The following is a 19224-nucleotide window of genomic DNA, read 5'->3' on the forward strand; positions in this document are numbered from 1 at the left end:
TTGGAGGAAACAGCAATGACCACAACCAAACTCGCCGAAGCGGAACTGCGGGCCATCGCGGAAAAGGGCGCGGCCGAACTCGGGCCCGACGCCTCCGCGCAGGATCTGCTGAAGTGGACCGAGGAGACCTTCGGGTCCAACTACATCGTCGCGTCGAACATGCAAGACGCCGTGCTGGTGCAGTTGGCCTCCCAGGTGCGCCCGGGCGTCGACGTGCTGTTCCTGGACACCGGCTACCACTTCGCCGAGACCATCGGCACCCGTGACGCGGTGGAGCTGGTGTACGGCGTGAACATCGTGAACGTGACGCCGGAACACACTGTGGCCGAACAGGATCAGCTGCTCGGCAAGGACCTCTTCGCCCGCGATGCCGCCCAGTGCTGCAACCTGCGCAAAGTGGTGCCATTGAAGAAGTCGCTCACCCCGTACAACGCCTGGGTCACCGGCATCCGCCGGGTGGAGGCCCCCACCCGCGCCAACGCTCCCCTCATCTCCTACGACGAAGGCTTCGGCCTGGTGAAGATCAATCCGATCGCCGCCTGGTCGGACGAGGAGATGGCCTCCTACATCGAGGCCAACGGCATCCTCGTCAATCCTCTTGTGGAAGAGGGATATCCGTCCATCGGTTGCGCTCCGTGCACGCGGAAGCCGGAACCGGGATCCGATCCGCGATCCGGCCGCTGGGCCGGGCTCGCCAAGACCGAATGCGGGTTGCACGCCTCATGACTTCAACAGAGACCGAATTCGACACCCTGGCCGCGCTGGAGTCCGAGTCCATCCACATCTTCCGGGAGGTGGCGGGCGAGTTCGAGCGGCCCGTGATCCTCTTCTCCGGCGGCAAGGACTCCACGGTGCTGCTGCACCTGGCGATCAAGGCGTTCTGGCCCGCGCCGCTGCCGTTCGCGCTGCTGCACGTCGACACCGGGCACAACCTGCCCGAGGTGCTGGCGTTCCGCGACAAGGTGGTCGAGAAGTACGGCCTGCGTCTGCATGTCGCGAACGTCGAGGACTACATCGCGGACGGGCGCTTGCAGGAGCGCCCGGACGGGATCCGCAATCCGCTGCAGACCGTGCCGCTGCTGGACGCCATCAACGAGAACCGTTTCGACGCGGTCTTCGGCGGCGGACGGCGCGACGAGGAGCGGTCGCGGGCCAAGGAGCGCATCTTCTCGCTGCGTGACGCGTTCGGTCGCTGGGATCCCAAGCGGCAGCGGCCCGAGCTGTGGAACCTGTACAACGGCAAGCACGCGCCGGGCGAGCACGTGCGCGTGTTCCCCATCTCCAACTGGACCGAGCTGGACATCTGGCGCTACATCGCCCGCGAGGACGTGGAGCTGGCCTCCATCTACTACGCGCACGAGCGCCCTGTGTACCAGCGCGACGGCATGTGGATGACCCCCGGCGTGTGGGGCGGGCCTTCGGATGACGAAGAGCTGCTGATCAAGTCGGTGCGCTACCGCACCGTCGGCGACGGATCCACCACCGGCGCAATCATTTCCGACGCCGCCGACAACGAGGCCATCCTGGCCGAGGTCGCCGCGTCCCGGCTCACCGAACGTGGCGCGACCCGCGGCGACGACCGCGTCTCCGAAGCCGCCATGGAAGACCGCAAGCGAGAGGGTTACTTCTGATGTCCGACCTACTCCGACTAGCCACCGCCGGATCGGTCGACGACGGGAAGTCCACCCTGGTGGGCCGGCTGCTGTACGACACGAAATCCGTGCTGGCCGACCAGATCGACGCCGTCACCCGCGCCTCGGTCGACAAGGGCCTGTCCACCCCGGACCTGTCGCTGCTGGTGGACGGGCTGCGGGCCGAGCGTGAGCAGGGCATCACCATCGATGTGGCGTACCGCTACTTCGCCACGCCCAAGCGCTCTTTCGTGCTCGCCGACACCCCGGGACATGTGCAGTACACCCGGAACACGGTGTCCGGCGCGTCCACCGCGCAGCTGGTGATCCTGCTGGTCGATGCCCGTAAGGGCGTCATCGAGCAGACCCGCCGCCACGCCGCCGTCATGGCGCTGCTGGGCGTGCCGAAGCTGGTGCTGGCCGTCAACAAGATCGACCTGGTCGATGACGCGGCCGGTGTGTTCGACCGGATCCGCACCGAATTCGCCGAGCTCACCGCCAAACTCGGCTGGGCGCCCGAAGACGTGCAGGAGATCCCGGTCTCCGCGCTCAACGGCGACAATGTGGCCTCGCGCTCGGAGAACACCCCGTACTACGACGGGCCGTCGCTCATCGAGCACCTGGAATCCGTTCCGGCGGACGCGGATTCGCACGGCCGCCACGAAATCGGCCTCCGCTTCCCCGTGCAGTACGTGATCCGCCCGCGCACCGCCGAATACCCCGACTACCGCGGCTACGCGGGTCAGGTCGCGGCCGGTGTGGTGAACAAGGGCGACGAGGTCGTGGTGCTGCCGTCCGGCACCCGCACCACCATCGAGCGCATCGACACCCCGGGCGGCGAGCTGGCTTCGGCGCAGCCCGGCCGCTCGGTCACCCTCATCCTGGCCGACAATGTCGACGTCTCCCGCGGCGACGTGATCGCTTCCGCGGCGGGGGCTCCCGAGCCCATCGACACCTTCGACGCCACCGTCTGCTGGCTGGGTGACAAGCCGCTGCGCGCCGGCGCCCGCCTGCTGCTCAAGCACGGCACCCGCACCACCCAGGCCATCGTGGGTGCGCTGGTGGAGCGCTTCGACGAGCAGAACCTGGCCGCCGATCCGAGCCCGGAGTCGCTGTCCCTCAACGACATCGGCCGCATCTCGATCCGGGTCGCCGACCCGATCGTGGCCGACGACTACAGCGTCAACCGCCACACCGGTTCCTTCCTGCTGATCGACCCGGCCGGTGGCAACACCCTGGCCGCCGGGCTGGTCGGCGATGCGCTGACCGCGGTCGAGGTCGGCGCGGAAGTCGGAGTCTGAGGTGAATCCGCCCGGCAACGGCGCAGTTCCGGCCGTCCTGCCGGGCGGAATACGCACCGCCGCAACCACTTCGGCTAGCGCTGACCTCCGCACGGCCGGATTCCGCGCGGACGCCGGGTCGCTGTTCGCGGCGGGACCGCTCGCCGAGACCGGTCCCCGCTCCCCCGCCCTGATCGCGGTAGCTCACGGCAGCCGCGATCCGCGCTCGGCCGCAACCATGTACGCCGTCGTCGAGCAGATCGCCGCTGCTCGCCCGGATCTCGACGTCCGCCTGGCGTTCCTGGACCTGAACGCGCCATCGGTCGATCAGGTCGTGGATTCGGTTGCCGCCGACGGCCATTCCCATGCGGTGGTGGTTCCGCTCCTGCTGGGCAGCGCATTCCACGCCCGCGTGGACCTGCCCGGCATGCTGGACGAGATCCGCGCCCGCCATCCGCGCCTGCGCCTGACCCAGGCCGACGTACTCGGGGCCGATCCGCGTCTGATCACAGCGCTGCGCGATCGCGTCCTGGAAATGCTCGGCGATCCCGTTCGCAAAGCTGCGCGGCGCATAGGCATCGCGGTGGCGGCGGTGGGTTCTTCGTCGGCCGCGGCGAACATCCGTACGGCGGAGGTGGCGCGCGCCCTCACGGACCTCACCGGCTGGGATGCCGAGACCTGCTTCGCCACCACGAATCCGAACCTCCCCGAAGCGATTTCGGCACTCCGAGCCCGTGGCGCGGAACAGGTCATCGTCGCCCCCTGGTTCCTCGCCCCCGGCCTGCTGACCGATCGCCTGATCGCCGCCGCACCCGACGTCATCCACGCACCCACGCTGGGCGCGCATCCCCATCTGTCCGAGGTAGTGCTCGATCGCTACCTCGCGGCCGCGATCGCCCCGCTGCGCCTCTCGGCCTGACCACCCGGCGATCTGAAGCAGCATCCCGGGAAACCCGCTCTTCATTATCAGTGGCACATCAGTGTGGCGACGCGCCGACGGGCCGCACGCTCAGGTGCCACTCATGACCCCGGCACCGGTAGACGGTGACCGGTTCGTGGCCGACTTGCCATCCGCCGGCTTCCATCGATAGTTTAGGCTTCCCTTACCTGATGGAAGGCCAGACATGCTCCACCCCGGCACCGTTCGCCCGAATACGTGGCTGACGCGCGTTCCGCACGATTCGTGGCGGATGCTGATCGCGTACGGGGTGCTCGCCACCGGCACACTGGCGGGAGCGATTTGGGTCGCGGCGCATGCCGCCATCACCCCGGCCGTGCACACCACGGGACTGTTCGTCCACCTCGCCTCACTCGTGCTCGGCTTCGGCGGCGTACTCGTCGCGGACTCGTTCGCATTGCGCTGGCTGACCGGCCGGGCGAGCCTGGGCGATACCCTGCGGATCATCAGCGCTCTGCATGTGCCGATCTGGCTGGGGCTGGCCGGACTCGTCGCCAGCGGATGCGTGCTGGAGCCGAACCTCGCCTCCCCGATGACGCAGACCAAGATGGGGCTGGTGCTGGTGTTGACGCTCAACGGCATTCAGGCCTGGGCGTTGGGGCGGCGACTCGATCGGCGCGGTGATGTCCCGCTCACGCCGAAGCTGCTGACCTGGGGCGTCGCGACCGGGGTCGTCTCGCAGGTGTGCTGGTGGGGCGCGACCGCGATCGGGTTCGTCAACGCCCAGCACTGAGCGGTGATCGCACGGCGGGTCTATACGCTGGGCCGATGATCAAGGCTGTGGTGTTCGATGTGGGCGAGACGCTGATCGACGAGACGCGGATCTGGAATCGGTGGGCGGAGCGGATCGGGGTGCCCGGGTTCGCCCTGCTCGGCGCGATCGGCGGGATGGCGGCGACCGGGCGGCCGTTGACCGAGGCGTTCGAATTGCTGCGGCCCGGAATCGATCTGGCAGCGGAGGACGCGGCCTGGGCGGCCGCCGAACCGGACAGCCTGCGCAATAACTTCGATGCCGACGATCTGTATCCGGATGTGCGGTCCGCGCTGGGTGAGCTGCGGCGGCGGGGGCTGCGGGTGATCATCGCGGGCAATCAACCGCCGCAGGCGAAGTCGGCGCTGGAGCGGATGGAGCTGCCGGTGGATGCCATCTACACCTCGGCGGAATGGGACCTCGAGAAACCGGATCCGAAGTTCTTCGTGCGGGTGGCGGAGGTGGCCGGGGTGGCGGCGGCAGAGATCTGCTACGTCGGGGACCGGGTCGACAATGACGTGCTGCCGGTGCTGGCGGCGGGGATGCGGCCGGTGCTGATCCGGCGTGGGCCCTGGGGTTATCTGAGCTCCGAGCTCCCGGATGCCGCCCGGGCCACCGTGATCGACAGCCTCGACGAGCTGCCGGAGCTGCTCGCACCCGCCTGACTCCGAGGTACTTGATACGTCAAATGTGAAGGCTGATTACCGCCAGCGACACCCCTTGTGTCCGCGTTGAATATGACATGTCAACGAAATCGGATCTACCGCAAGGGGAAACGCAGTCATGGGAAATCGCTTCGAGTCCAAGGTTGTCCTGATCACCGGCGCCACCTCGGGAGTCGGCGTCGCCGTGGCGCGGCGCATTGCCGCCGAGGGCGGTGCGGTGGTGCTCGGCGCACGCAGCAAGGAAGCGGGTGACCGGGTCGCGGAGGAGATCCGCGAGGCGGGCGGCAAGGCGCTGTTCGTGCCCGCCGATGTCACCGTCGAAGCCGATGTGGCACGGCTGACCGCGGCCGCCGTCGAGGAATTCGGCCGCCTGGACGCCGCTTTCAACAATGCCGGTGCGGTGAACGCGTTCGGCAATGTGGAGACCATCGACGAATCCGGGTGGCGCGCCGACCTCGAACTCAACCTCACCGCCGTGTACTACGGTCTGCGGCATCAGGTTCCGGCGCTGGCGGCGTCCGGCGGCGGGGCCATTCTCAACAATGCCTCCAACCTGGGCGTGGTCGGCATGGGGCAGGTCGCGCCGTACGTGGCCGCCAAGCACGGCGTGGTCGGGCTGACCCGGGCCGTGGCGCTGGAGGCCGCGGACCGCGGCATTCGGGTCAACGCGATCGTCTCCGGCGCGGTCGACACCCCGGCGTTCCGTAATTCCATGGGCGCCACCCCCGAAGGCGAGGCCGCCATCGCCGCCCTGCATCCCCTGGGCCGCATCTCCCAGCCCGAGGAGATCGCCTCCTTCTGCGCCTACCTGCTCAGCCCGGAAGCGAGTTTCATCACCGGCGCGGCCCTGGCGATCGACGGCGGCTTCACCGCCCGCTGAATCCCCCACGGCCGGAGGGGTATTGAAGCGACCGGGCCCACCACCGCGCTGGGCACATTAGGCGCGGGGTGGGCCGGTCACTTTCGACGCCGGGCTCGATGGAGGGATCGGCTCCACCACCCGTTCGCCGTCTCAGGGGCCGCGACCGAAGTCACGGCCGATCCGGGAAGTCAACGGCCACCACCGTTCACCGCCCGATCGGGAAGCCGACGGCTACTGTCGTGGTCTGCGATTCGGGTCGCGTACCGCACTGAGCCGTCACCTCCCATTCCGGAAGCCAGCGGCCGCGGGCCGCGACTTCGAGTTCGGAAAGCCAACGGCTGCGGCCGTCACATCCCGCGCGCGGGGCTGACGGGCGCGGCCGCCTCATCCCACGCGCGGGGATAACGACCGAAACCGTCGCTCCCGCAATCGAGTTGCCATCCTGAGCCGAAGCCCCCGCGTTCGGGTGGCCGGCCTGGACCGGCATTCTCGTCTTCGGATTGCCGACCGGGGTCGGCATCCTGCTGTGCGGAGTATTAACGGTGACCACCACCGCCGCCTCCGCCCCCTCCGCCGCCTCCACCGTGCGAACCGCCGGAAGAGGAACCGCCGGAGGAAGATCCACCGGATTTCGAGCCGCCGGCACCGGCGCCGCCCGAGGATGCGCCGCCACCGGAGGAGGCACCGGCGCGGGAACCGCCGCCGGACGCGCCACCGCCTGCGCCGCCTGAAGCACCGCCGCCGCTGGAGGCTCCGCCGCCGGCTGATGCGCCGGCGCCTGCCGAACCTCCGGACGCGCCGCCGGAGCCGCCCGCACCGGAGCCGCCGGAAGCGCCTCCGCCAGTGGCGGATCCGCCGGACGTGCCGCCTGCGCCGCCGCCCGTCGAGCCTCCCGAGGTGCCGCCGCCCGTCGAGCCGCCTGAGGCACCACCTGTGGAACCGCCCGAAGCGCCGCCACCTGTCGCGCCGCCGGACGTGCCACCCCCGGTGCCGCCCGAGGCGCCGCCGGTGCTACCGCCCGTGCCGCCACCCGTCGAACCGCCGGAGCCGCCGCCTGATCCATCCGATGCGCCGCCTCCGGTCGAGCCGCCCGAGGTCCCGCCCGTCGAACCGCCTGACGTGCCACCGCCCGTCGAACCGCCCGAGGTGCCGCCTGTGGAGCCGCCAGACGTACCGCCACCGGTGCTGCCGCCCGTGCCGCCGGTGGAACCGCCGTCGGAAGTTCCTCCGCCGGTGGTTGTTCCACCGGAGCCGCCGCTGGTCGAGCCGCCCGAGGTGCCGCCCGCCGGATCGCCGGTGGTGCCGCCCGGAGTGGTGCCGCCGCCCGTTCCACCGCTCGGTGCCGGTTCGCTGCCGCCCGTGCCACCCGTGCTGCCGCCTGCGGGATCGCCGGTCGTTCCACCGGTCGTCCCGCCCGTGGCGCCACCCGTGGTGCCGCCGGTCCCGCCGGAAGTCGTTCCGCCGCCGGTGGTTCCCCCGGCGGGGTCACCCGTCGTGCCGCCCGTACTCGGCGTGCCGCCCGCCGGATCGGTTCCGGGAGTGGTCGATCCGGGCTGCGTACCGCCCGGGGTGGTGCCGCCGGCGGGTGTGGTCCCGGTTCCCGGCTGGCTGATCGATCCCACGCCGGTGCCGGGCAGGCTCACCGAGGGAATCTGGCCGGGCTGGACGGTGAAGGAGAAGGAGCTGAGGGTGGAGGTGGTGGGGAAGGGCAGGGGGTTGGTGAACTGCGCGGGGTTCGCGTAGGTGAGATTCTCGGTGGGGCTGCGGGTTTCGCAGGTGTTGCCGGTGCGGGCGCGTTCGGTGGCGCTGCCGGGCACGGTGCGCGCGATCATCGGGCCCATACCGTAGGGGCGGACCGCGGCGGCGGTGTTGACGGCGTGCACGCGGCCGCCGGAGGTGCCGGCCACGCCGGGCGCGCCGACTTCGTCGAGGAGCAGGACGTCGCCCGCGCCGCTCGTACCGGGGGCGCCGATATCGGCGGGGCCGGGAGCGGCTTGCAGGCCGGGCGGGATGCCCACGGGGCCGCCCAGCACGGTGGCGGCGGACATGGCGAGTGCGGATGCCACCGCGGCGCCGGAGAACACGGCCGCGCGCGGGGCATAGCGGCCGATGGCCGAACCGGTGTCGGCGCTGCGGTAGGCGGCGATGGCCGCGCCGACCGCCACGGTGTGCGCCGGATCCGGCGACATGATGACGGGGCGGCCGAGATCGGCGAGCACGCGCGCGACTTCGACGGGCCGCGCCGCGCCGCCGATCAGCAGTATTCGGTCGATCTCCCCCATGCCGATGCCGGATCTGTGCACGCAGGCGCGCACCACCCGTAGCGAGTTGCGGATATGCCAGGTGCGCAGCCGGCTGGTGTCGGACGCGGGCACCACGGCCGAAACAGGTTGCGCCGCACCGGGAGCAATACTCCGGGCATAACGGGCAAGAAGGGTACCGAGCGGTCGGCCGCCGTAGTCGTAGGACCGCTCCGCACGGCCCAGAATGCCGCGTTCGTCCCGATCCGCCTCGGTCCGCACCACCGCGATATCGAGACTGTTGCCGCCCAGGTCATAGACCAGCGTCAGCCCGCGATCGGAGATGCCGTACTCGTTGTCGAGCCATTCGACGGCCGCCACCGGTTCCGGCATGAGCAGCACGTCCGCGGCCCCGGACCAGTCCAGCGCGCGCCGCAGGCGGTGAATGTGCTTGTCGGAGTAGCAGGCCGGATAGGTGTTGACGGCCGGCGCTTCGGGGGCGTTGGCATGGATGAGCCCGTTGACCACCGCGGCCACCAGGTCGGCGGGCGACCAGATGCGGCCGCCGATGACGACCGGGTCCGGGTCACCGGTGAGATCGGCGAAGTCGGTGACCACGGGGGCGAAACGGGGAATTCCCCCGATACTCGGTCCCCCCGCCCGATCGAAGGTGATCGCCGTACGGCGGACACGCACGGCCGGACGTGAACGTTCGCCGGTCGTAGTCGCCCATACGGAGTTCACTGTGCCGATGCTCATGCCAAAGCCAGCAGTCATTCGCTATCCCGTCAACGCACCGAGACCACGGCCCCGAGGGCGTCCCAGCCAGGCGGTCGCGGTCGTTTACCAAACAGCGCGTTCAGGTTAACTGGCACATGCCGGACTCGAATATCGATTTGGGAGAAAAGATTTCGCGTCCAGTAGCGAAGTTGGCGAATCTACAGGTCAGGGAACTGCTCGACCAAGATCGAATCGAACTGGACACCAAGACCATTCGCTGAACCAGGGTTTGTAGCTACAGCACAGCGAACGTAGAAGTAATACCAACCGGTATGTGAATGGGCCGCGAAAAAGAAAACCGCAATGTCAGTATGTGCGCGTGGATTACCGATCACTGGTCGGTTGCTGACCCCGAGATCCCAATCCTCGGTGGGTCGCGCCGTCCGTGAGTCGCGGTGTTTTCGGCTCTACTACGCGGGTTGTCGTCGCGAGCAAACGGAGCATTACAACTCGCACAACACATTCCATCGATCGCATACGAGGGGACGCGTACGGGATCTAACCCATTCGCAGCCGACCGGCTTCCGGATAGGTAGTGACACAAACGAAACCGGCGTCGGCAACCGAGTTGCCGACGGCGGAGGGGATGAGCACCCCCGAAAACGAAACCGCCGCCGGCGATCCGCAGGATCGCCGACGGCGGGGATCGGTGCGCGCTGCCGGCACCCCCGGCAGCCCGACCGATCGGTCTGGGGCGCGGATCAGCGGCCGCGCACGAGCAATGGCAGGCGACGGCGAGGCGTCTTGTTCACCGCGCCACCGCGGATGGCGTGGGGCTGACGCTCACCGACCAGTCGGTCGAATTCACCGGCGGAACGGGCGGGACGGTTCAGGCGGCCCGCGTTGAAGTCGTCGACCAGCTGACGCACGGTCTGCTGGGCACAGGACTTGTTGGTGCCGATGAATCCGGTCGGACCACGCTTGATCCAGCCGGTCACGTAGGAGCCCGGGACGACGGCGCCGCCGGATTCCTCCAGCACGCGGCCGTCCAGATTCGGCACCACACCGGCCTTCTCGTCGAACGGCACACCCGGCAGCGCGACGCCGCGGTAGCCGACCGACGTCAGCACCAGGCCCGCGTCCAGGGTCTCGACATCCTCGGTGGCGACCGCGTGCACGACCCCGTTGTCACCGGTGACGAGCTCGTTGCGCACCACCTCGACCCCGGTCACCCGATCCACCCCGGTGAAGGCCACCGGCGAGGACAGGTACCGGAACACGATCCGCTTGCGCCCGCCCACCGGCCGATCGGCCGAGCCGCGCAACAGCTTCAGCTTGTGCTCGACCTTCTGCGACATGCCCGCGACCGGTTCCGGAACCTCGCCTTCGACCACGATGTCCACGTCCGAGCCCAGCAGGCTGACGAACTCCGGCACGGTGAAAGCGGATTCGGCCGGCCCGCGACGGCCCAGGATCACCACTTCCTCGATCTTGCTGCGCCGCAGCGCGGACAGCGCGCGAGCCGAGATATCGGTAGCGGCAAGCTCTTCCGGGTCGGTGGTGAGAATGCGCGCCACGTCCAGCGCCACATTGCCGTTGCCGACGATCACCGCGCGCGGCTGCGACAGATCGAAGAACCGCCCCGCGTGATCGGGATGCCCGTTGTACCAGGCCACGAAATCGGTGGCGGACACGCTGCCCGGCAGGCCCTCGCCCGGCACCCCGAGTTTGCGATCACTGGACGCGCCCACGGCATAGATCACCGCGTGATGCGCAGCCAGCAGCTCGTCGTGCGAAACATGCTCGCCGACAGTCACATTCAGGTACGAACCGAACCCGGTCTGCGCCGAGATGACGTCGAACAGCTCGCCCACCTGCCGCGTCCGGGTATGATCCGGCGCGACGCCGAACCGGGCCAGACCGTAGGGGGTGCTGAGCCGATCGAACACCGTCACCGAAACGTCCGGCTGCGTGAGCAATTCGTCCGCTGCGTACATGGCCGACGGCCCCGAGCCCACGATGGCGACCCGCAGCGGCTCGCGCCCCGGCTTCACCTCGGCGGCCGGAATCGGCTGCGCGAGTAGCGGTCTGGGCCGCGCCTGCCGGTAGAAGTCGGCATTGATCTCGATGAACGGCTGCTGCGCCTCGGTCAGCTTGGTCGAGGACATGATGGCGTCCACCGGGCACGCCGTGGCGCAGGCGCCGCAGTCCACGCACGCCTGCGGGTCCACGTACAGCATCTCGGCCGTCAGGAAGTCGGGCTCATCCGGCGTGGGATGGATGCAGTTGACCGGGCAGGCGTAGACGCAGGAGGCGTCGCTGCAACAGGATTGGGTGACGACGTACGGCACTGTACGTTCCCCTTCTCTACGCGACCTTGCCGGAGCGGATGGGCTCCGAGCGGTACCGGGACTTCGGGCCATCGATGCCGAGCAGCTTCCAGACCCGCTTGGCGATCGGGTTCATCAGGCCGAGTTCCTCGGCGAGCGCGCGCACGTCGATGAAGTAGTCGGCGAAGACCTGCTTGGCTTCCTTCGACCCGTAGAACAGCTCCTTGCGGACCTTCTCCGGGATGTCGAACTCGGCGAAGAACTTCTTCGGCGGCGTCGCGATGGAGCGGCCCAGGATGAACATGACGATCGGCATGGCGATCGAGAGCACGAAGCGGTTGGCCACATTGCCCTCGGGCACATGGTGCTTGAGGAACTCGTGCGCGAAGGAGATGTGGCGGGCTTCCTCGGCGACGTGAATGCTCATGACGCCGCGCATGATCGGGTGCACGTCCTCGCCGGAGCGCAGGATCTGCTTCTGGATGTGGTCGATCGGCTCCTCGCCGGCGAGCACGGCCATGAAGAAGAAGTTGGGGAACAGCACCGCGACGGGCACGCCGAGCAGGCGCAGCTGGCGCACCAGCGGGCCCATGCCGGGGACGTCGATGCCGATGCGGTTGACCATCTCCTGGAACATCAGGGTGTGGTTGAGCTCTTCGCTCATCTCGTGGGTGCAGTACCGGAATTCCGGGTCACCGTTGGGGAGCGTGAACGAGGTGTGGTTGACCATGCCGCTGATCAGGATGGACTCGAACTGCAGGCCGACCTTGGCGACATTCGCCTGGCGGTACTTGCCGACGGCGATCTTCTGCTCGTCGGTGAGGGCCTGGTACCAGGGGTGGCGGCCGAGCGGATCCGCGGATTCGGGCAGGATCCAGCGTTCGGGCTTGGCGTCGGCGTCGAAGTCCGGGTTTTCCCAGTCGATGTCTTCGTAGGGATCGAAGCTCTTGTTGACGGAGCCCTCCGACAGCAGGAGCAGCTTGTTGGCGTACTCCATGGCTTCGGCAACAACCGGATCGTCAACAGGTGTCGTAACCGGGGACATCGTCGTCACCTCTCAGTCAGTGGCGTGTATCTGTGTCCAATGGTTACACCAAACACGAGTTACGTCAATAACTGCTAGCAGCATGCTTGCACGAGTGAGCGGGGACTGTCGTCCCGATCTCGACGAACCCGCCGGTAATAGGAAGAAATCCCGGGGGACAAGTCCCCCGGACCCCCATAAAGGAGAAAGGACTCGAGCCCGGCGATTCTCCGGACATGCGGATCCGCGAACCACGCAGCCGTCCGCGGCGGGGCGACCTCGAACCCGCCGATTCGCGGAGGTGTGCGGATCCACCGACCGACTGGGCGGTCGCGGCGGACGCGCTCGAGCCCGGCGACGTTCGGGGAGTGTGCGGATGTGCGCGGATCCGCGGGCCACGTACGCGGTCGGGGCGGGCGCGCTCGAGCCCGGTAGTTATGCGGGGAGGCATTGGCGGATCGCGTTCGGGGCGCCGGCGGGGGCTGAGGCTCGAGGGGGAGGCTCAGCCCTCGGGGCGGGGGCGGCGCGCGGGGCCTCGAAAGGGGTGCGGGGGATCGGTCCCCGGGTCCCTTTCCTCTCCGAGGGGCGGGCCGCCTTGCTCTTAGATGGCCGCTACTCGGGTTACTCGGCGGAGGAAGCCGGTCAGGGAGTGGTGGCGGTGGGAGGCTGATTCTTGGTCTACCAGGGCTTGGCGGGCGGCTATGGCGGCGCCGTCGGCGATGGTGCGTTCGGGGTCGGCGGCGATGACTATCGGGCGGGCCAGTTGTTTGGCGAGGACCTGGGCTACTTCGGGTGGGCGGGCGGCGCCGCCTACGACGAGGACGCGGTCTACGTCGGCCATGGTGACGTCGGCGATGCGGAGGCATTTCCAGACCAGGGCCAGGGAGCGGCCGATGTGTTCGGCGCGCAGTTCGGACGCGTCGGCGTCGGAGACGGTGCGCGCGACCACGGGGGCGCTGGGTGAGCGCCGGCCGCGGGCGGCGACCAGGCCGCCGAAGGCGCGGCCGCCGTATTCGGCCGAGTGCAGCGGCAATCCGACGATGGGATTGCTCGGCGCGCCCGCGCCGACGCGCACCAGGGTGACGTCCAGGCCGGAGCCGCCGAGGTCGTAGATCAGGGCCAGGCCGGGGGTGAGCGGTCCGCGTTCGGCCTGCAACCAGGTCGTCGCCGCGATGGGTTCGGCCATCAAGGTGGCCTGGCTCAGCCCGCTGGCGTCCAATGCGGAGCGCAGGTCGGCCACCAGTTTCTCGGAGTACCCGGCCGGATGGGTGAGGGCGATGCCGGTGTCGGCGCGCCCCTGCTGTCCCGCCGGAGCCTTCCCCAGCACCTCCTCGAGCACGCTGACGGCAACGGTCGCAACGAGATCCGCGGCCGACAGCGCCCGGTGACCGACCCGCGCGACCGGTGCACCCCGTTGGGTGAGATCGGCGAACTCGGTGATGACACGCCCGTGCCGGGGTATGCGGCCGACGCGGGCGGTGCCGGAACTGTCGAAGGTGAGGGTGGTGCGCCACGTGGTGGGCGGTGAGCTGCCCCGGCGAGCCGCGAACGGGACCCCGCGGCCCGGCGGATACTTTCCGGATCGATCGGCGGCTGTCGCGCACACCGTATTGACCGTGCCGATACTCAAGCCCACGCCGAAAGCCATCACATCCACCTCGATCGACGAGTCGTTGACGTCAGACTTCCTGACCCGACCCGGGATTCATGGAACTCCTGCGCCGGATGCTTGCCAACCACCGGACACGAGGTTGTCCGCACGTGCGCCTGTCCGCCAGGAGAACCTCGCTGTCCAGCGCGGGCGCGGTGCGGAGCCCGGACACCGGCTCGATCGCGGCATGTTTGCCCGACTTCCGTTCTTCGCCGGATCCGGGACAGGTGATGCCGCACGGTACGGAAGACGGCTCTCGTAACTCTCAGCGCGCGGGGCGGCGAAAACGCGAGAAAGCGAGCCCGGATGCGCGAAACTCCGGGTCCCGCAGGGGATCCCGGAGTTTCGCGGCGATGCGGCTACTTGGTGGGCGAGGTCAGGACCGAGGACGACAGCACGGAGACGACGCTGTAGGCCAGGTTGACCAGGTCGGCGGCGACGCCGTTCTGGCCCATGAGCAGCTTGGCGAGCGGGCCCATGAACTGGAGGGCCGTTTGGACCAGGCCGGTCATGGAGTCCAGGTCCAGGTCACCGGTGCCGGTCTTGCTGTTGCCACCGGGTGACTGGGTGCCTTGATTGTTGCGTCCGCCAGGCGATTGCGTGCCCGCGCCCTGGGACGGTGCGCCCGAGTTGGCGCCCGGGGTGCCGGTACCCGGGGATTGCGCGCCCGGCTGAGCGCCGGCGCCCGGGCTTTGGTTGTGCGGGGCCGCAACGGGTTTCACGGCTCCGGGAACGGTCACGGGATGGATCTGTTCCGAGGCGGCCGGTTGCGGGACTTCCGGGACGGCGGGTTGCGCACCCGGCGCGGGTTGCGCCGCGGGCTGACCGGCGGACGGTTGCGGAACCTGCGGCGCCGCAGCCTGTTCCGGTGCAGTCTGTTCCGGCACCGCCTGCTTCGCATCGGCCGGCTGGGTGGCCGGTTGCGGAGCCACCTGCGGCTCATTGCCGGACTTCGGTTGCGTTTGCGGCAGTGGCGATTCCGGCGCCGCCTGCGCCGCTACACCCGGAGCCTGCGCACCGGGCTGCGCGGCGACCTGCGGTTCCACCGGCGCTACCGCACCCGGAACAGCCTGCTGCTCAACCGCATTCGCATCCGGCTGCGTCGGCAGCGCCTGCGGTGCGGCCTGGTACTGCGCGGGCTGCACCGGCGCGGCGGGCGCACCGGCGGCGGCCTGTTCGGAATCACCCGGGATCGGCACGCCCAGCAGGTAGGACACCACCCCGGTGGTGATGGTGACCGCGTGCTGCAACTGCCCCTCGGGCGATTCGAGAATCTTGGCGTCCTCGGCATTGGCCCCATTGCCCATTTCGAGGAAGACGTCCGGCACATGCGTCAGCGCCGGTCCCGCGACATCGTTGCGGGTCTGCAGCCCATCGGCCGCGCCGTTGTAGGTGGCGGCCGGGAAACCGGCCTGCAGGTACGCGTCGCGCATGGCCCGGCTGGCGTTCAGCCCGGCCACCGACTGCACCTCGTTCGCCTTGGCGTCCGGGATCGGCAGCTGCGGCACGATGAGGTGGAATCCGCGCGCCGCCCCGGGCGCACTGTCGGCGTGAATGCTGATGGCGATGTCCGCGCCGGACTGATTGGCGGCGGCCGCCCGTTCGTCGATGCACCCGCCCCAGCCGGTGTCGTCCGGCCGGCTGAACACGACGCGTGCCCCGAGCCCCTCGAGCGAGGTCCGGACCAGTTGCGCCACATTCCAGTTCACGGTGTGCTCGGGCACCCCGTTGAGCGTGGACATGCCGGTGGTCTGGCACGGTTTGGTGCCGCCGCGGCCATCGCTGACCTGCTTGGCGACATCCTGATTGTGATTGGGCCCTTGATGTCCGGGGTCCAGGAAAACGGTCTTGCCCAGCAGGCGCTGGGGCAGTTCGGGCAGTACGGGTGATGCCAGTGCGGCGCCCGGAATCAGTCCGGCCACCGTCGAGAATGCCGCGGCCGTGACGGCGGTGCAGATACCGGCCTTGACCATGCTCGGCTTCATATGCGGACGGCGCCTCCGGGAAGAAGCGCCCCTCCCTTCCCACTAGTAACACCAACCCCAAGTGACCACTCTGGCAACACCAGTTACATTCTGGCAAGCGACGTGATCGAACTGTTATCAGTGGTCAGCGGGAAATCGCACTGGTTCAAGGGTGCCCGACAACCGGCGAGCAACCCGTCATTCGACGGATGACGCGCCGGTCGGCAACCGAAAGCGGAGCGGGGCTCAGGCCGAGAGAATCCGATCCCCGTCCACGGTGATGGCCCTACCGTCCAGCGCCCGCGGCGCGGGCCCGCCCGCGACCGACCCATCGAGCCGGAAGGTGCTGTTGTGGCACGGGCACTTGATCAGCCCGGCGCTCACCTCGCTGACCTTGCAGCCGAGATGGGTGCAGGTGCTGGAGAACGCCTTGTACTCCCCCGCGCTCTCCTGGGTGATCACGGTGTCCCCGCTGATCAGCCCGCCCCCGACCGGCACATCGGCGGTCTTGGCCAGTTCGGCCCCCTGCTTCTGCTCCTTCACCCCGCCCTGCGGTGCGGCGGAAGCCTTCTCCTCGGCCCCGTAGCTGCTGCACGCGGCGACGGTGAGGGCGGTGGCCGCGACACCCGTGGCGGCCAGGGCGGTCCGGCGGTCGAGCCGGAGTCCGGTGGGCTGTTGCTCGGTCATGGATTCACTCCTCTATCGCGACGGACCGCCACGGCCCGCCCTTGCTTTGTTCGACGTGTTCGCCGGGCGCCCGGTTCAGCGTTCCGGCGGATTGCTCAGGCACCGAAGCCCTTGACCCGGAAGAACCACACCGCCGAGCTGAACCAGAGCCCGACGAATCCGGTGAAGAGCAGCCCGCCCGCGACCGGAATCACCCAGCCGGGCAGTCCTTTCCGGGTGAGCAGCAGCATCTTGGTGACGAAGATGCCGTAGACGAGACAGCCGAGCAGCGAATGCACCAGCACCCGGTTGTCGTAGTCGGCGAAGCCGAAGGCGTAGAGGCAGTGCACGGCCACCGGAATGCTGATCAGCACGGCGGCGCGCCCGGACCAGACGTGCCAGCGCCCGGCCCATTGCCCGGGGCGGATCTTCGGCAGCAGCCCGTACATGGCGAGCGCGCTCACGTCCTGGCTCGCGGCCAGCAGCACCACGATGGTGGCCAGCCAGGATTTCACCGCGCCCGGGCTGGAGAATCCGGCCACGCTGATGGCCACGCCGGCCGGGGTGTGCACGCGGCCGTAGATCCCCAGTGCGATGGCCGTGGCCGCACCCGCGCAGACAATCGCCGCCAGGCTCCACGCGGTCGCGCGCCGCGGTTCAGAAATCGTTGTCATCGCCGTGCACCTTCCGTGCGTTGGGGGCCAATTCCGGTGCGGCGGCGGTGCTTCCGTCCGGTTTGCGGCGCACCCCGGTCACCGATCCGTCGGGCGCCACGATCCAGCTGTCCCGCCCCGCGCTGGTATTCGCGATGTACAGCCCCGCCGGGGCTTGCGCGGGCGGCGCGGTGAATTCGTACTTCTGCCCGCCCAGCACCAGTGAGCCGCTGAGGGATTCGCCGGCGAGCTGCGCCTCGACGCGCGAATTGCCGCCGCTCAGCACGGCGTGCCCGACGTCGGCCGCGCCCTTGAGCCAGCTCTCCACCGCCGCGCCGTCGCAGGCGTACCCGACGGCCTTGGCCCCGGTGATGGTGACCGACAGCGTGATCGGCCGCGCGGCGGTCCTGATGACGGTGACGTAATCCGCCTGGTCGGGAAATCCGGGCTGGGTGGTGACCGGCGTGGTCGTGGTGGTGACCGCGGTGCGGGCGGTGGCCGTTTCGCTGCCGCCGTGGGTGGCGGTGTTGGCGATCAGCAGGCCGCCGCCGAGGGCGGCCGCGGCGGCCAGGGTGAGGAGGGGTCCGGCGCGTTTCATGGCGGCTCCTGAGTGGGGCATATCGGGGCAAAAGCAATGGTGGGAGCCGTGAAGATCAGCCGGAGCCGATTCGGCGGATCAGGCGCTGATGGGCAACCGGCGCAGTGAGCGCAGCGCATAGTGCACGCGGGTTTTGACGGTGCCGACCGGTACCCCGAGGTCGGCGGCCACCTCGGTGTAGGCCCGGTCGCGCAGGATGACCTGGACGACCGCGTCGCGCTGCGGCGCGGGTAGCTGTTCGAGCAGTTCGGACACCAGCAGGCAGTCGCTGAGCGCATCGGTGAAATCGGGCCCGCTGCTGCGGCCCTCGGTCTGTTCGCCGAGTTCGTCCCAGTTGGTGTCGCCGGGGCGGGCGGCGCGCACCCGGGCGATATCGGTGAGCACGTTGCGTTCGATGGTCAGCAGCCAGGTGCGGACGCTGCCCCGGGCGGGGTCGTAGGTGGCGCAGGCCCGCCAGGCCCGGATGAGGGTTTCCTGGACGGCGTGTTCGGCGAGTCCGGAATCGCCCAGCCGGCGCACGGCCCGCCAGTGCAGCAGGGCCTTGTCGGCGGCGAGCACGGCGGCGATACCGGTGTCGGTACAGAGCCGGGCGCAGTGGCTGGTGCAGCCGGGCGGGCCGGTGGGGGTGCCGTCCGCGAGGGGTCGAAGTCTTCTCATGCCCTGAATATCGTCGGCGGGCCGGCGAACAGCATCGGTGGTTTCTGCCTATTTCCAACATTCCGGCCAAACCGCTCGGTGTTTTCTGATAGACCCGCTCTCGGGAGATTCGGGGATCTCCGGAACCGTGGTAAGCGTTAACGCCACCACGGCAGGCAGGGAACATAAATAAGGGAGGAAGATCGTGCGGTCACGCGCGTTCGCGATCGCGGGGGCCTGCGCCTCCGCGCTGACATTGACACTCGGCGCCACCGCCGCCGCCGAACCGGCCACCGAGATCACGGTGGACGGTTTGTACCTGGTGAACACCGATATCAGACCGGGTACCTATGTCGCCGACGGGACTCCCGATCCGGCCGTGGGATGTTTCTGGCGGCGCCTGTGGAAGGTGCAGACCGATACCGATTACAACGATCCGAACTACTACATCATCGCCAGCGATTTCACCCGCACCAAACCGGTGCGCGCGGTCATCAAATCCAGCGATGTGGCATTCGAAACCCAGAATTGCGGCGCGTGGCGGCTGGTTCCGGATACCTCCACGGGTTCCTTCGGCGGCTGATTTCGCATTAGG

17 protein-coding genes are annotated in these 19224 nt (G+C 69.1%); 8 read left to right on the forward strand and 9 right to left on the reverse strand.

The annotated features are described in order from the left end of the window. Positions 1 to 15 precede the first annotated feature (15 nt). The 7 genes from LTV02_RS18730 (at position 16) to LTV02_RS18760 (ending at position 6165) form a co-directional block, all read left to right on the forward strand. Positions 16 to 726 (forward strand): phosphoadenylyl-sulfate reductase, encoded by a 711-nt coding sequence (locus tag LTV02_RS18730; protein WP_233041193.1) that lies wholly within the window; start codon positions 16 to 18, stop codon positions 724 to 726. Continuing rightward, a complete protein-coding gene (gene cysD / locus LTV02_RS18735) occupies positions 705 to 1631 on the forward strand; it encodes a sulfate adenylyltransferase subunit CysD (RefSeq protein ID WP_067721454.1) in 927 nt (308 codons plus the stop codon). Before LTV02_RS18730 ends, cysD begins: the two co-directional genes overlap by 22 nt. Then, positions 1631 to 2932: a sulfate adenylyltransferase subunit 1 gene (locus LTV02_RS18740; protein ID WP_233041195.1), complete on the forward strand. Its 1302-nt coding sequence runs from the start codon at positions 1631 to 1633 to the stop codon at positions 2930 to 2932. The genes cysD and LTV02_RS18740 overlap by 1 nt, the downstream gene beginning before the upstream one ends. Before the next feature lie 217 nt (positions 2933 to 3149). Then, positions 3150 to 3830, forward strand: a complete 681-nt coding sequence (locus LTV02_RS18745) for a sirohydrochlorin chelatase (protein WP_233041623.1) — start codon at positions 3150 to 3152, stop codon at positions 3828 to 3830. Between the two features lie 271 nt (positions 3831 to 4101). After that, complete coding sequence (locus tag LTV02_RS18750) at positions 4102 to 4602, forward strand: hypothetical protein (protein WP_233041196.1); 501 nt, start codon at positions 4102 to 4104, stop codon at positions 4600 to 4602. Between the two features lie 35 nt (positions 4603 to 4637). Then, the gene (locus tag LTV02_RS18755) at positions 4638 to 5285 is read left to right on the forward strand and encodes an HAD family hydrolase (protein ID WP_233041197.1); all 648 of its coding nucleotides are present in this window, start codon (positions 4638 to 4640) and stop codon (positions 5283 to 5285) included. 118 nt (positions 5286 to 5403) lie between these two features. Beyond that, positions 5404 to 6165 carry an SDR family NAD(P)-dependent oxidoreductase gene (locus LTV02_RS18760; RefSeq protein ID WP_233041198.1) on the forward strand — a complete coding sequence of 254 codons (762 nt, stop codon included), beginning with the start codon at positions 5404 to 5406 and terminating at the stop codon, positions 6163 to 6165. A 518-nt stretch (positions 6166 to 6683) separates the two neighbouring features. Here LTV02_RS18760 and LTV02_RS18765 read toward each other — a convergent pair. The 9 genes from LTV02_RS18765 to LTV02_RS18805 all read right to left on the reverse strand — a co-directional run bounded on the left by LTV02_RS18765 (position 6684) and on the right by LTV02_RS18805 (position 18650). Next, positions 6684 to 9083 carry an acetate and sugar kinases/Hsc70/actin family protein gene (locus LTV02_RS18765; protein WP_233041199.1) on the reverse strand — a complete coding sequence of 800 codons (2400 nt, stop codon included), beginning with the start codon at positions 9081 to 9083 and terminating at the stop codon, positions 6684 to 6686. A 785-nt stretch (positions 9084 to 9868) separates the two neighbouring features. After that, positions 9869 to 11458, reverse strand: a complete 1590-nt coding sequence (locus LTV02_RS18770; protein WP_233041200.1) for an FAD-dependent oxidoreductase — start codon at positions 11456 to 11458, stop codon at positions 9869 to 9871. A 16-nt stretch (positions 11459 to 11474) separates the two neighbouring features. Beyond that, on the reverse strand, positions 11475 to 12482 hold the full coding sequence (locus LTV02_RS18775; protein ID WP_233041201.1) for an AurF N-oxygenase family protein: 1008 nt from the start codon (positions 12480 to 12482) through the stop codon (positions 11475 to 11477). 580 nt (positions 12483 to 13062) lie between these two features. Continuing rightward, complete coding sequence (locus LTV02_RS18780) at positions 13063 to 14109, reverse strand: Hsp70 family protein (protein ID WP_233041202.1); 1047 nt, start codon at positions 14107 to 14109, stop codon at positions 13063 to 13065. 362 nt (positions 14110 to 14471) lie between these two features. Beyond that, positions 14472 to 16097, reverse strand: coding sequence for an N-acetylmuramoyl-L-alanine amidase (locus LTV02_RS39660; protein WP_408639376.1), 1626 nt, complete (start codon positions 16095 to 16097; stop codon positions 14472 to 14474). A 225-nt stretch (positions 16098 to 16322) separates the two neighbouring features. Next, on the reverse strand, positions 16323 to 16763 hold the full coding sequence (locus LTV02_RS18790) for a Rieske (2Fe-2S) protein (RefSeq protein WP_067721445.1): 441 nt from the start codon (positions 16761 to 16763) through the stop codon (positions 16323 to 16325). 95 nt (positions 16764 to 16858) lie between these two features. Further along, complete coding sequence (locus LTV02_RS18795; protein ID WP_067721444.1) at positions 16859 to 17416, reverse strand: DUF6529 family protein; 558 nt, start codon at positions 17414 to 17416, stop codon at positions 16859 to 16861. Then, on the reverse strand, positions 17400 to 17993 hold the full coding sequence (locus LTV02_RS18800) for a hypothetical protein (protein ID WP_233041203.1): 594 nt from the start codon (positions 17991 to 17993) through the stop codon (positions 17400 to 17402). Before LTV02_RS18800 ends, LTV02_RS18795 begins: the two co-directional genes overlap by 17 nt. A 78-nt stretch (positions 17994 to 18071) precedes the next feature. Further along, positions 18072 to 18650 carry a sigma-70 family RNA polymerase sigma factor gene (locus LTV02_RS18805; protein ID WP_084535908.1) on the reverse strand — a complete coding sequence of 193 codons (579 nt, stop codon included), beginning with the start codon at positions 18648 to 18650 and terminating at the stop codon, positions 18072 to 18074. Between the two features lie 184 nt (positions 18651 to 18834). On the opposite strand from LTV02_RS18805, the gene LTV02_RS18810 reads away from it, so the two are divergent. After that, positions 18835 to 19212 (forward strand): hypothetical protein, encoded by a 378-nt coding sequence (locus LTV02_RS18810; protein WP_233041204.1) that lies wholly within the window; start codon positions 18835 to 18837, stop codon positions 19210 to 19212. Positions 19213 to 19224: the final 12 nt, after the last annotated feature.

Origin of the sequence: Nocardia yamanashiensis (genome assembly GCF_021183565.1) — a bacterium.
GTDB classification, from domain to species: Bacteria; Actinomycetota; Actinomycetes; order Mycobacteriales; family Mycobacteriaceae; genus Nocardia; species Nocardia yamanashiensis.

Bases quoted from the DNA above. Each gene is read 5' to 3' on its own strand.
- LTV02_RS18730 (WP_233041193.1), top strand. From the start codon at position 16: ATGACCACAACCAAACTCGCCGAAGCGGAACTGCGGGCCATCGCGGAA.
- cysD (WP_067721454.1), top strand. From the start codon at position 705: ATGCGGGTTGCACGCCTCATGACTTCAACAGAGACCGAATTCGACACC.
- LTV02_RS18740 (WP_233041195.1), top strand. From the start codon at position 1,631: ATGTCCGACCTACTCCGACTAGCCACCGCCGGATCGGTCGACGACGGG.
- LTV02_RS18745 (WP_233041623.1), top strand. From the start codon at position 3,150: ATGTACGCCGTCGTCGAGCAGATCGCCGCTGCTCGCCCGGATCTCGAC.
- LTV02_RS18750 (WP_233041196.1), top strand. From the start codon at position 4,102: ATGCTGATCGCGTACGGGGTGCTCGCCACCGGCACACTGGCGGGAGCG.
- LTV02_RS18755 (WP_233041197.1), top strand. From the start codon at position 4,638: ATGATCAAGGCTGTGGTGTTCGATGTGGGCGAGACGCTGATCGACGAG.
- LTV02_RS18760 (WP_233041198.1), top strand. From the start codon at position 5,404: ATGGGAAATCGCTTCGAGTCCAAGGTTGTCCTGATCACCGGCGCCACC.
- LTV02_RS18775 (WP_233041201.1), bottom strand. From the start codon at position 12,482: ATGTCCCCGGTTACGACACCTGTTGACGATCCGGTTGTTGCCGAAGCC.
- LTV02_RS18780 (WP_233041202.1), bottom strand. From the start codon at position 14,109: ATGGCTTTCGGCGTGGGCTTGAGTATCGGCACGGTCAATACGGTGTGC.
- LTV02_RS39660 (WP_408639376.1), bottom strand. From the start codon at position 16,097: ATGAAGCCGAGCATGGTCAAGGCCGGTATCTGCACCGCCGTCACGGCC.
- LTV02_RS18790 (WP_067721445.1), bottom strand. From the start codon at position 16,763: ATGACCGAGCAACAGCCCACCGGACTCCGGCTCGACCGCCGGACCGCC.
- LTV02_RS18795 (WP_067721444.1), bottom strand. From the start codon at position 17,416: ATGACAACGATTTCTGAACCGCGGCGCGCGACCGCGTGGAGCCTGGCG.
- LTV02_RS18800 (WP_233041203.1), bottom strand. From the start codon at position 17,993: ATGAAACGCGCCGGACCCCTCCTCACCCTGGCCGCCGCGGCCGCCCTC.
- LTV02_RS18805 (WP_084535908.1), bottom strand. From the start codon at position 18,650: ATGAGAAGACTTCGACCCCTCGCGGACGGCACCCCCACCGGCCCGCCC.